The sequence below is a fragment of the Cellulophaga omnivescoria genome, from assembly GCF_027915275.1.
In the GTDB taxonomy this organism is placed as follows: domain Bacteria; phylum Bacteroidota; class Bacteroidia; order Flavobacteriales; family Flavobacteriaceae; genus Cellulophaga; species Cellulophaga omnivescoria.
This window is the reverse complement of the sequence record NZ_CP115819.1, coordinates 2,364,788-2,378,243: the sequence shown is the minus strand read 5'-3', so window position 1 is coordinate 2,378,243 and position 13,456 is coordinate 2,364,788. Positions and strand designations below refer to the sequence as shown.

6 protein-coding genes are annotated in these 13,456 nt (G+C 30.7%); 2 read left to right on the top strand and 4 right to left on the bottom strand.

Annotated elements, in window-relative coordinates:
* Positions 1 to 36 precede the first annotated feature (36 nt).
* Positions 37 to 2,130, bottom strand: a complete 2,094-nt coding sequence (locus PBN93_RS10535) for a hypothetical protein (RefSeq protein ID WP_271080597.1) — start codon at positions 2,128 to 2,130, stop codon at positions 37 to 39.
* Positions 2,131 to 2,203: 73 nt separating this feature from the next.
* Positions 2,204 to 3,559: a UDP-N-acetylmuramate--L-alanine ligase gene (locus tag PBN93_RS10530; protein ID WP_077407155.1), complete on the bottom strand. Its 1,356-nt coding sequence runs from the start codon at positions 3,557 to 3,559 to the stop codon at positions 2,204 to 2,206.
* 252 nt (positions 3,560 to 3,811) lie between these two features.
* On the opposite strand from PBN93_RS10530, the gene PBN93_RS10525 reads away from it, so the two are divergent.
* Together PBN93_RS10525 and cls are read left to right on the top strand one after the other, a co-directional pair.
* Positions 3,812 to 9,856, top strand: a complete 6,045-nt coding sequence (locus tag PBN93_RS10525) for an alpha-2-macroglobulin family protein (protein ID WP_271080596.1) — start codon at positions 3,812 to 3,814, stop codon at positions 9,854 to 9,856.
* A 50-nt stretch (positions 9,857 to 9,906) separates the two neighbouring features.
* On the top strand, positions 9,907 to 11,364 hold the full coding sequence (cls, locus tag PBN93_RS10520) for a cardiolipin synthase (RefSeq protein WP_077406826.1): 1,458 nt from the start codon (positions 9,907 to 9,909) through the stop codon (positions 11,362 to 11,364).
* Between the two features lie 187 nt (positions 11,365 to 11,551).
* Here the strand turns inward: cls and PBN93_RS10515 are convergent, their stop codons facing one another.
* Positions 11,552 to 12,301 (bottom strand): LytR/AlgR family response regulator transcription factor, encoded by a 750-nt coding sequence (locus PBN93_RS10515; RefSeq protein WP_077406829.1) that lies wholly within the window; start codon positions 12,299 to 12,301, stop codon positions 11,552 to 11,554.
* On the bottom strand, positions 12,298 to 13,386 hold the full coding sequence (locus tag PBN93_RS10510) for a sensor histidine kinase (RefSeq protein ID WP_077406832.1): 1,089 nt from the start codon (positions 13,384 to 13,386) through the stop codon (positions 12,298 to 12,300). The genes PBN93_RS10515 and PBN93_RS10510 overlap by 4 nt, the downstream gene beginning before the upstream one ends.
* Between the last annotated feature and the right edge of the window lie 70 nt (positions 13,387 to 13,456).

The window sequence follows — 13,456 nt, the reverse complement described above, 5'->3', positions numbered from 1 at the left end:
TCTTAACCGCTTTTTTATTTATGTATTAGTAAAGGCTTATTTAATACTACCTTCTTTATACTTTATATCTACAAAATCTACACCAAATATATTAATGTTAATTTGTGGTTTTAAGCCCAATTCTTCTATTAAAAAATTCTTGTTAAAATATTTTTTAGCTGTTTTAGATGAAGTTTTAAAATACCCTCTTGGCTCTTGTAAATCTTCTGTATTATAACTTCCGCTTACTTTATAAAAGTCTTGGCCCATATAAAAATAAAGTGTATCACCCTCATCATGTAGGTTTATAACAACAGAATCATCACTTTTTATAAATGTAGCCTGATCCCTTTGTAAACCAAAATTTGATGTAAACAAAAACATATCTTCATCGCTCTTATTATTTACTGTTACCTCATAACCATTTAAAGTACTATTATATATACCCTTAAATAAATCTGGATAAGGATTATCTCCTGTATCAAAATTTAACAAACGTACATTACGGTTGCCTTCAGCATTTTTAAACATATTTTTAAAAAATATAGATTTATCTTTTTCCCAAACACTAGTACTTGGGTTAGTATATCTATTTCTTGGTCCACCTATAACAGTTTCCTCAACTATTTCTACCTCTTCAACCTCAGGAGGCAAAATTTTATGTGGCACTGTGTGGTAGTATATATCTGTAAAAACAATATTATCATCATAAACAACAATATTTGGGTCTGCGCCTAAGCTATCTATCACGTATTTATTTTTTAAAAAGCTTAGTTCTTTTTCATTTACACTTTTAAAGTACTTTTTACTAGCACTTAATTTTGTAGATGATCCATAGGTTTCTCGATTTAAACTTTCGTTACCCACAAAATCATCACCCATATAAAAAACCAATTCTTCTAAGTAATTTTTATTCATTATTTTAAAAGAGTCATTAGGTCTTGTATAAGCCGCATAATCTGGTTTTATAACTTTAAAATGCTCAAAAAGAATAAAAGGTCTAGTCCTTTTATTTAGTACTTTAATAAAATCGCCAGACCTTAGACCTTCATTACTTTTAAAAGAAGCTGAGTACGGTGTAGTTCCAGATTTTATAATTATTTTGTTATTTATATCTAAACTATCATTTTCTGCTTTATGTATTAAATCTGAGTAAAATGCTGTTTTATCATCCTCATAAGAAAACTCTAACGTAGGAATTTTATAATTAGGAGAACTGTATGTAGAGTAATTTGATGATGATGAGGAGGAGGATGTAAAAATGCGTCCCACTCTAACCAAAAAAATAACAATTCCTATAACTATTGCAATAGTTTTTACACCCGAAGATGATGATCCTTTGCTTTTTTGAGCTTCTTTACTAGTAGAATATTTTGTTTGTGATACCCAATGTTGGCTTCCTACGTGGTTAGCTATTTTTACATAATAATCTTTGGTTTCTTGGCTAGCTACCTCTATTAATTTAAAATTCCGAAATGCCCGTTGTACACTTGGGAACTCTCCATAAATATTTTTTGTAATGTTATAATAATCTATCATGGCATTTACATAGTCTGTTTTAGACTTTGTAATTACACCTAAAGAAACTGTATTTAATAGGTAAATATATGTTTTATAAGCTATCTCTGGACACCTACTTATTAAATCTCCATTAGCAGATATTTTTACCTTTTCTGTAATAATATCCGCCTGTGCTTTAATATATCTATAGTAAATGCTTAATAAATTATCTGTAAAAAGTTCTTTGTGCTGCATTGCCTTAATAATGGTATCGTATTTTTTTGCAGCAAAATCCTTTTTTACCATCTTCATAAAATAAGCTTCAAAATAAGGTTCTAAAAACTCTTTTATGTTTGGGGTATTAGCCAATAAAACAGCATCTACAATAAATGTTTTTTCTCCATTATCTTTTCCTGTGGTAATAAACTCTTTTAAGTATCTGTGTTTTTCTATAAAATAAACAGATTTTTTTTGCTCATCGCTAGATAACTGTTTTACAATACTACTAACTTGTTCTGGATTGTAGGCATTTGCACCAGTTTGTAGTCTTTGTACTTTAAGTGTTTTTTCTAGTCTAATAATTCCTCGGTTATCCAAGTTCATAAGTTCGTCTAGAGATAATCCTAAAAGGTCTACAGGTGAAATATACATAAGCAAGTTTAGATATTATTTTAACGAAAATATCTAAACTTTATGATGTATTTACCTAAAAAAGAAAAAAACACTACTTTATAAGTGTCTTAAAATCATTTAAATCTAAACCACCATAGTTACCAGAGCTCATAAACAAAACAACAGAATTGCTATAATCTTGGGCATAAACAAGATCTTTAAAAGCAGCTGCATTTGTTAAAATTTGTAGATCATCTCTTTTAAAAGCATCTTTAATTTGTTGTGGACTAACCGGATCTAATTTTTTAATGGCTACAGATTCTGGAATATAAAAAACAACTGCTACATCTGCTGCATTTAATGCTCCTTTATATTCTTTTAAAAACTCTGGATTAAAACTACTATAGGTATGTAACTCTAAAAAGGCAATTAATTTTCTGTTTGCATATTGCTCTTTTACAGCTTTTGTAGTGGCAGCCACTTTACTTGGCGAGTGTGCAAAATCTTTATAAGCAACACAACTTTTACTTTCTGCAATTTTCTCTAGCCTTTTAGAAGCTCCTTTAAACGTTGCTATTGCCTCGTAAAAATCGTCCTCATCTATTCCTATATTTTGGCAAATCCATTTTGCCCCAGCTAAATTACTTAGGTTGTGTTTCCCAAAAACTTCTATTGGCATTGGACCTTCTGGGGTTTCTAATAAGGTTACACCATCTTCAATAGTATAATCTGGGGTAGAATAGCCCAACTTGCGTATTGGATTTTCAGATGCTTCTACAACATCTACAACAGTAGCATCTTCTTCATTAAAAGTGATGCTTCCACCTTTAACAATGCTATCTACAAAAATTTTAAACTGCTCTACATAATTTTCTAACGTAGGAAAAACGTTAATATGGTCCCACGCAATTCCGCTTAACAAAGCAATATTGGGTTTGTATAAATGAAACTTTGGTCGCCTATCTATAGGAGAGGACAAGTACTCATCTCCCTCTAAAATTATAAAGTCGTTTTCTTCTGTTAAATGCACCATTCTATCAAAACCATCTAATTGTGCACCAACCATATAATCTACTTCTCTGCCGTGGTAATTAAGCACGTGCAAAATCATAGATGTAATTGTTGTTTTACCGTGACTACCACCAATAACAACTCTTGTTTTATTTTTACTTTGCTCGTATAAAAACTCGGGATAAGAATAAATGGTTAGTCCAAGTTCCTTAGCTTTTAAAAGCTCCGGGTTGTCTGCCTTTGCGTGCATACCTAAAATAACTGCGTCTAAGTCTGCAGTAATTTTATCTGCAAACCAACCAAAAGAATTGGGTAGTAAACCTTTAGCTTCTAACCTACTTTTAGAAGGTTCAAAAATAACATCGTCACTACCTGTAATTGTGTATCCTTTATGTTCTAAGGCTAATGCCAAATTGTGCATTGCACTTCCACCAATGGCTATAAAATGAATTTTCATACGTAAAATTATTGCCGTAAAGATAACAATACAAATAGGTTTAAAAAAAATAAACACTACTCACTATTACACGGAAAATTGGGATGTAAAAAAATTTTTATGGCATTACTTTTGCCTTACATAGAGGAGTTTACTCACTAAAAAGGTAAGTTAACGCATTCTTAATTGCACAAGTGTACTATAAAGCTCAATTTTGTTAGTACATTTAATGGTAATTTAGATTTAAAATCTTAACAAGATAACATACAAGTAATGAAAAACTTAACTTCTATTATAGTTCTAATTTTATTTGCAAACATAGCAATGGCACAAGAAAACAACAGTTTTAACGCACTTTGGAAAACCGTAGAAAAGCACGAGAGCTCCTCTATGACCAAATCTGCCCTAGAAACAGTGCAGGCAATTGCTGCTAAGGCAGAAAAAGAAGGCAACTCGCCACAAAAAGTAAAGGCCCTGTTGTACATTTCTAAATATGCAATGGTATTAGAAGAAGATGCTGTGTTGTCTATTATAAATAATTTTAAATCTGAAATTGCTAAAAGTGATTCTCCAACAAAAAACGTTTTACACAGTTATTTAGCTAATTTATATTTACAATATTTTAAACAAAATAGATATAGATTTTACAATAGAACTACAACTGAAGCTAAAGTAGATAGTGTAGATTTTAGAACTTGGGACTTAACTACTTTATTTTATGAAATTGACACACATTTTAAGGCATCATTAGAAAATAGTAGCACATTACAAAACGTAAAAGTAACTGAATTTGACTTGTTATTAAACAACAGAAAAGATTCTGAAATATACAGGCCTACCTTGTTTGACCTTTTATCTCATACTGCATTAGAGTTTTATAAAACAGATGAAAGTAGCATTACAAGACCTGCTGATAAGTTTGAGATTGATGACCAAAATATGCTTTGTAGTGGTACAGATTTTATTAGCTTACCTATTAACCAAGACGATAAAACATCATTAAAAGCTAGAGCCTTAAAAGTATATCAAAATTTATTAGATTTTCATAAAAACGATGCTTCACCAGAGGCTTTTGCTGAAGTAGATTTAGAACGTTTAAATTTTGTACTAGCAAATGCTGTTTTTTTAGAGAAAGATAAATACTACTTATCTACCTTAAAAAAAATGGTTACCGTATTTAAAAGCAATGCCGTTTCTGGTTTATACAATTACTATATTGCTACTTACTACAACAACCAAGGAGATGCATACCAACCAAATAGCGTAGAGCAAGAAAACAAATGGAAAAAAAATGATGCTATTAAAGTTTGTGAAACTGTAATAGCAAAGTTTCCTAAAAGTAGGGCTGCAAAAATGTGTGCCGACCTAATTACATCAATAAAAAGGAGCCAGTTAAGCATAACTACAGAAAGCTACTTACCAACCAACAAACCATCTAAAGTACTGGTTAATTATAAGAATGTAGACGATTTAAATTTTACAGCGTATACCGTTTCTAACAAGCAATTACGTACCATAGATACCATTTATGAAAATGATAAAAAGCTACAGTATATAAAAAAACTTAAAAGCGTAAAAACTTGGAAATCTAAATTAAAAAACGAAAAAGATTACCAAAATCATTCTACTGAAGTTATTATACCAAACCTAAATGTAGGTCAACTACTTATACTTGCACAGCCTTCTAAATTAACAAAAACATACGGATATAGCACCATACAAGTTACAGACTTGGCTGTTGTAAACAGCACTACAGATACAGCAGATTATTTTCAGGTAGTAAACAGAGCAAATGGTAAGCCTATTGCTAATGCAAGTGTTAAGTTTGAGTACCACAAAACATATGATGATCCTGTGCAACACGCTAAATTTAAAACCAATAGTTTAGGCATAGTTACCATTAATAAAACTAAAGAAAGATGGCGTAATATAAAACTAAAGGTTAGTAGTAATGATGATTACGCTACATTTGGTACGTATAATGTATACACTAAATCTAACAGAAATAGCACTGCAGACTATAATAATGCCTTTTTATTTACAGACCGTAGTATTTATAGACCAGGACAACCTGTTTATTTTAAAGGGATAGCAGTACAGCAGAAAAACAATAAATCTGATGTATTAGAAAACATTACGTTTAAAGTAACCTTAAAAGATGTAAACTACCAAGCTGTAAAATCTTTAGAATTAACTACAAATGAATACGGCTCTTTTAGCGGTGAATTTATATTACCAAGCAATGGCTTAACAGGTAATTTTACTATAGAAGCAATTTCTACTAGTAACAAAATAAATAACACCAGTTATTTTTCTGTAGAAGAATACAAACGACCTAAATTTACAACAACATTTAAACCTGTTACAGAGACTTACAAGGTTAATGATATGGTAACGGTAAACGGTACAGCCAATGCTTTTGCTGGTAGTATAATTAGTGACGCTAAAGTTGTATATACTGTAAAAAGATTAGTTAGGTATCCTATCTGGTACTATTGGAGAATGCCTTACTATAATAGCACTCCACAAGAAATTAAACACGGTGAAACAACTACAGATGCTAATGGTAATTACCAAATCACATTTAAGGCTATACCAGAAAAAAGTGCCAATAAAAAAAACTTACCTGTTTTTAACTACCAAATTACTGCAGATGTTACAGATATTAATGGCGAAACAAAAAGTACAACAACTGTAGTTAATGTTGGTTACCATAGTTTAAACGCCACTATAAATGTAAACTCGCAAATAGATAAAATTAAAAAAGACAGTGTACTATATGTAAACACAAGTAATTTAAACGGACAGTTTACTTCAGCAAAAGGATCTTTAAAAATATATAAACTACAAGCTCCTAAAAATGTAAAACGCAGTAGACCTTGGCCCACTCCAGACTATAAAATAGATGAGGATATTTTTAATGACAAATTTCCTAATGAAATATATAAAAAACAGCAACCAAAAGATTGGGACAAGGGTCCACTATTATGGAGCACTACTTTTGATACTGAAAAATCTGCCTTAGTTAATTTACCAACTATTAAAAAATGGGAATCTGGCAAATATATTATTGAGTTAGAAGCCAAAGATAAATTTGGACAAACGGTTACAGACAAGGCTATTACAAGTTTATATAGTAGTACAGATAAAACTACGGCAGACAATGAACTTTTTAATATAAAAATTGATAAAAACAGTTATAGTGTTGGAGATAATGTAGAAGTTAAATTGTTATCAGCAGCTACACCATTGTATGTTACTTTATACATAGACAGAGGTAATAAGCCTGTAGAAACAAAAATAGTGACACTTAACAACAACTCTAAAACAATTAAATTACCAATAACTAAAGAAGATATGGGTGGTTTATCTATTAACTACACTTTTACGGCTTACAATTCTTTTAAAAATGATAAAGTATATATTAATGTTCCACACCCAAGTACATCATTAGAAATAGAAACAGTAACTTTTAGAGATAAAATACAACCTGGTACAGATGAAACTTGGAAATTTAAAATTAAAGGCTCTAAAGGAGATAAAGTTGCTGCAGAAATATTAGCAAGTATGTATGATGCTTCCTTGGATGAATTTAGAAGCCACAGTTGGTATTTTTACCCAATACACCATAAAAACCACTCTAATAACATAAGAAGTAGTGCTTACAAAAGTTTTTCTGAAGATTCGTTTACAGTCTATAATAATGAATTCTATGAGTATATATACCAAGGTCAAAATTATGACGCTTTTAATTGGTATGGGTTGTATATAGGTAACTCTTATTACAATCGTAGGTCTTTATCTGTAATGAGAAAATCTGCATCACCTGTTGCCATGGAAATGGTTGCTGATGAAGATACTGAAGAAATAGTTGTTGTAGAAGAAAGTGATTCTGGTGCTTTAGATGATGCTATCAGTAGCCCAATGGAATCTAAAAAAGACACCACTGCTCCTGCTCCTCCTAAAAAAGAAAAAGAGGCGGTTAAAATTAGAAAAAACTTACAGGAAACAGCTTTCTTTTTTCCAGAATTGCAAACTGATAAAGAGGGTAATGTATCTTTTAGTTTTACTACCCCAGAAGCGTTAACTAAATGGAAATTACAATTATTGGCACATACTAAAAGTTTAGAAAGCGCTGTAACTACATTGCAAACTGTAACCCAAAAAGAGCTAATGGTAATGCCTAATGCTCCTCGTTTTTTACGTGAAGGAGATAAGCTTATTTTTAGTAGTAAAATTGCAAATATTACAGATAAAAATTTATCTGGTGTTGCTAATTTAGAGCTTAAAGATGCTGTTACAGGTAAAGATATTACATCAAAATTAATAACATCTGCTAAAGAAAATAACTTCTCTGTAGATGCTAAAGGAAATACACAGGTTTCTTGGACGTTAGAAATCCCAAAAAATCTTCAGGCTGTACAATATACTGTTATTGCTAAGGCAGGCAATTTTAGTGACGGTGAGCAAAATTTGCTTCCTGTGCTTACCAATAGAATGTTGGTAACAGAAACTTTACCAATGTGGGTAAGAAGCAATCAAACTAAAAAATTCAGCTTAGATAAATTAAAAAATAACACATCTACAACATTAACAAATCATAAATTAAGTTTAGAAATAACATCTAACCCTGCTTGGTATGCAGTGCAAGCTTTGCCGTATTTAATGGAGTATCCGCACGAGTGTAATGAGCAACTTTTTTCTAGGTATTATGCAAATACATTGGCTAGCCATATAGCTAATAGCACTCCAAGAATACAAGAGGTTTTTAAACAATGGGCAAATTCTGATGCGTTACTTAGCAACTTAGAAAAAAACCAAGAATTAAAATCGCTTTTAATACAAGAAACTCCTTGGCTAAGAGATGCACAGTCTGAGACGGAACAGAAAAAACGCATAGCATTACTTTTTAATTTAAATAAAATGAAAAGTGAGCAAGCAGCAGTTGTGCGTAAATTAGCAAATAACCAAACCAATAATGGTGGTTGGGCTTGGTTTAACGGAGGTAAAGAAAGTAGATATATTACACAGCATATTATTACTGGTTTTGGACATTTAAATACCCTAAAAGCATTAAATAATACAGATAAAGATGTAGATAAAATGATTAAAAAAGCGATTGCTTACTTAGATCAAGAATTTGTAAGTGAGTATGAGTATATGAAAAAGCATAGCTCTAACTTAAAAAGCGATCATTTAAGTAATATGCAGCTTCATTACTTGTATATGCGTAGTTTTTATCCGGATGTTAAAGCATCTAAAAAAACAAAAGAGGTTACTGAATATTACAGAGGACAAGCTAAAAAATATTGGAACAAACGTAGTATATACAACAAAGGTTTACTTGCTTTAAGTTTATATAGAATGGATGAAGATGTTACTGCTAAAAAGATTTTAAAGTCTCTAAAGCAAAACAGCATAACTTCTGATGAATTAGGAATGTATTGGAAAGAAAATACCAACTCTTGGTATTGGTACCAAGCACCAATTGAAACTCAGTCGTTGTTAATTGAAGCTTTTGCTGAAGTAGAAAACGATACAGAAACAATAGATAATCTAAAAATTTGGTTGCTAAAAAATAAGCAAACCAACCAATGGAAAACCACAAAAGCTACCACAGAAGCTGTTTACGCATTGATTTTACAAGGCAGCGATTGGCTTTCTGTTACAGATGCTGTAGATGTTTTGGTGGGAAATAAAAAAATAGATGCTAGTAAATTAGAAGATGTTAAAGTAGAGGCTGGTACTGGTTATTATAAAACAGCTTGGAGCGCTAAAGAAATAGAACCTAAAATGGCAGACGTACAAATTACCAAAAAAGGCAATGGTATTGCTTGGGGTGCTATGTACTGGCAGTATTTTGAAGATTTAGACAAAATTACATCTGCAGAAACGCCACTTAAATTATCTAAAAAATTATTCTTAAAAAAGAACACAAATACTGGTGAGCAACTATCAGAAATTACTAAAAACACAAAATTAGTAGTAGGTGATTTGGTTAAAGTACGCATAGAACTTAGAGCAGATAGACCAATGGAATTTGTACATATGAAAGATATGAGAGCCTCTGGACTAGAGCCTTTAAATGTAATATCTAGATACAAATGGCAAGACGGTTTAGGATATTATGAAAGTACAAAGGATGCAAGTACAAATTTCTTTTTTGATTATTTACCAAAAGGGGTTTATGTATTTGAGTATAATTTACGTGTAAATAATGCTGGTGATTTTAGCAATGGTATTACAACAATACAAAGTATGTATGCACCAGAATTTAGTAGCCATAGTGAGGGTGTGCGAGTTTCTGTTAACAAATAGTAGCCGTTAAACAAATGTATTGCTTATCTTAACAAGATAAACTGTTTTTTATGAACTGGATACTGCTGTTAGAAATACTATACGTGCCCTTATTACTATTTACTTGTCTGCGTATCATTTACGATACTAGAGGTACAACAAAAACACTTGCTTATTTATTAAGCGCAGTGTTTTTGCCTTTTTTGGGTATTATAATTTATTTTTCATTTGGCATAAACTATAGAAAACATAAAATGTATGCTAATAAATTTTTGTTAGATACAAAACAAAAAAAAGTTTTAGAAAAAGAAATAATAGCTCATTCCAAAGAAGTATTAGAAAATGGCAATGAACCCGCTAAAAGTAGAGCGGAGTTGGTTAATTTATTACTTAAAGACACCGCCAGTCCACTTACTAATAACAATACAGTAAAGCTTTTAATAAATGGTGAAAATAAATTTCCAGAGGTTATAAAAGCCATTGAAAAAGCGAAACATCATATCCATATTGAGTATTATATTTTTAGAGATGATAAAATTGGAAATACGTTAGAAAAGTTACTTATTAAAAAAGCTAATGAAGGTGTAAAAATTAGATTTATTTATGATGATTATGGTAGCTCTGAAATTAGAAAAACATTAAGTAACAGATTAAGAGAAGCTGGCATAGAGGCCGTACCTTTTTACAAAATAAAATTAATTGCATTTGCCAATAGTCTAAATTACCGTAACCACAGAAAAATTATTGTTATAGATGGTAAGGTTGGTTTTGTAGGGGGCATAAATGTTAGTGATAATTATGTTAATAAAAACAATACCACAGACGCCGTTTTTTGGAGAGATACACATTTAAAATTAGAAGGTCCGGCAGTAACTTATTTACAATACATATTTTTGTCTGATTGGAACTCTTGCTCTAACCAAAACCACATCTTAAAAAAAGAAATGTATGTACCATTTAATTCATTTACATACACAGACACAAAACTGGTACAAATTGCTGCTAGCGGTCCAGATTCTAACTCTCCCACAATACTGTACTCTATTTTACAAGCTATATATTTAGCCGAAGAAGAAATTTTAATTACAACACCTTACTTTATTCCTGGAGAAAGTTTATTAGATGCATTAAACATTGCCGCTATGAGTGGCTTAACAGTAAAACTCCTTGTACCCTTTGAGTCAGACACCCTTTTAGTTAACGCCGCATCTAGAGCATACTACAGAGAAATATTAAATGCTGGTGTAGAAGTGTATCGTTATAAAAAAGGATTTGTACACGCAAAAACCATAGTAACAGATAAAAAAATAGCCATAATTGGTACAGCAAATATGGATACTAGAAGCTTTGAACTTAATTTTGAAGTTAATGCTATTGTTTATGATAAAGAAATAGCTACTGAGTTAACCCAAATTTTTTATCACGATCTTTTAGATGCAGAACAAATAGACAAAGAAAAATGGATAAATAGACCTTGGTATATTAAATTAGGAGACAAAATTGCAAAACTACTATCTCCAATGCTGTAAACTACTGTTTTTTAGATTTTTATAACATAAAAAATCAAAAATATTGTTTACCTTTATTCTTCAATTTTTTTACAATTTTAATTTATTAAATATGAGAGCCTACTTTATGGTAAGTTTTAAAAAAGATGTATAAAAAGTAGTGGCTTTTTTCCCCACAATTTAGTTATTACTTTTTAGCATCTTTTATTTAAATACTCATTTTATCTTTAAAAATATAAGATTGTCTTCTAGACACCTCAACTTCTTCACCTGTGTTCATAGTTAGTTTAAGCTTACCATTAAACCAAGGAACAACATTAGCTATATAATTTACATTTATAATTTGCTGTCTGTTTACTCTAAAAAAGTTGTGATCTGGTAATTTCTCTTCTATTTGGTTTAAGGACTTGTAAAGCATTGGTTTTTCACCTTTAAAATATACACGAGTATAATTGCCTACAATTTCAAATAAAGAAATATCTCCTATTTTTACCAACCAACATTTGTCGCCATCTTTTATAAAAATCTGACTACTTTCTGTTAGCTTCTCTTTAGCCTCAGTAGAAACGTTTTCCTCCTTACTCTCTGCTGTAGCGCCTTCTAACTGTACTTTAACTTTTTCTATAGCCTTTGCAAAACGTTTTGCATTAATAGGTTTTAAAATATAATCTAAAGCATTATACTCAAAAGACTTTATGGCGTATTCATCAAAAGCGGTAGTAAATACTGTTATAGGCACATTGTCCAACATTTCTAAAAGCTCAAACCCATCTTTTTCTGGCATATTTATATCCAAAAATAGCAAGTCTGGTTGTGCTTCATTAATTAGTTGGTATCCTGCATCTACATTCTCTGCTTCACCAACAATTTCAATATCGCCGTGGTTTTTTATCAATTCTTTTAGCTCATTTCTGGCTAACCTAGAGTCTTCTACAATAACTGCTTTAATCATACTCATACCATTGGTATTTTTATATTTGCTACTACCTCATCATTTACTTCTTCTAAAGAAAACTCTGCCAAGTTTCCGTATAACAACCGTAGACGTTGTTTTATATTTTTAAGTCCTAACTGTGTAGAGCCTTTTGCTATTTTTAATTTACCTGTATTACGCACTATTATATGTAAATAATCTGGAGTTCTGTTTGTTATTAGTGTAATTGTACCACCTTTAATTAAGTTTGCAATACCGTGTTTTGCTGCATTTTCTACCAACAATTGTATAATCATTGGTGGTATAGATACCGAAAGTGAGTTAGGGTCTACTTCTTTAACAAATTCTAATCTATCTTCAAACTGAATTTTAGATAAGGCAATATAGTTTTCTACCATATCCACTTCTTCTTCCAAAGCTATAGAATTAACATCATTTTTAATTAAAGAATACCTAAGCATTTCAGACAATTTAGTTAGCATTTCTCTAGACTTACTAACATCTTCTAACATTAAACCTCTAATATTGTTTAAGCTATTAAACATAAAGTGAGGATTAATTTGTCCTTTTAAGGAGTTTAATTGAGACTCCTTTAAACTTCCTTCTAACTTAAATTGCTTTAACGTAATATTTTTATTGTAATCGTAGGCTTTTATGACCAATACAATAAAAATCCATATCACAAACATAGCCGAGAAAAATGGTATGTTTGTTAAACGCATAAACCAGTTTATAGTATCTGTTAAGTTTTTATCTGTTTGGAAATTAGAAATATCCTGAACCACATCTAGCATTGGCCATAAAATTAAAGAGTAAACTATTTGTACTCCAATAAAAAGCAATACCAAACTAACAACATTTCTCTTTTTAAGATTACCAAATGTTATGTGTTTTTCTATATAATACAGCAATATAAAAGACATTGCATACGCTAGTAAGCCACAAGCAATACCCTCTGCTATTAAGTAACCTATATAACCGTAGTATCCGTTTTGGTCTGCATATTCTAATCCGTAAGACACTTTGTCAAAAGTAAGTGTAGATAATATTAAAATTAACCACCCTATTAGGGCAAAAACCCAGTATTTCCAGTTATTTATAAGTTTCATTAAATTTTATTCTAATACATTAATACGCTAATAAAAGCTATTTATTTTTTGGCTTAAGCGATAATGTTTA

Bases quoted from the DNA above. Each gene is read 5' to 3' on its own strand.
- PBN93_RS10535 (WP_271080597.1), bottom strand. From the start codon at position 2,130: ATGTATATTTCACCTGTAGACCTTTTAGGATTATCTCTAGACGAACTT.
- PBN93_RS10530 (WP_077407155.1), bottom strand. From the start codon at position 3,559: ATGAAAATTCATTTTATAGCCATTGGTGGAAGTGCAATGCACAATTTG.
- PBN93_RS10525 (WP_271080596.1), top strand. From the start codon at position 3,812: ATGAAAAACTTAACTTCTATTATAGTTCTAATTTTATTTGCAAACATA.
- cls (WP_077406826.1), top strand. From the start codon at position 9,907: ATGAACTGGATACTGCTGTTAGAAATACTATACGTGCCCTTATTACTA.
- PBN93_RS10515 (WP_077406829.1), bottom strand. From the start codon at position 12,301: ATGAGTATGATTAAAGCAGTTATTGTAGAAGACTCTAGGTTAGCCAGA.
- PBN93_RS10510 (WP_077406832.1), bottom strand. From the start codon at position 13,386: ATGAAACTTATAAATAACTGGAAATACTGGGTTTTTGCCCTAATAGGG.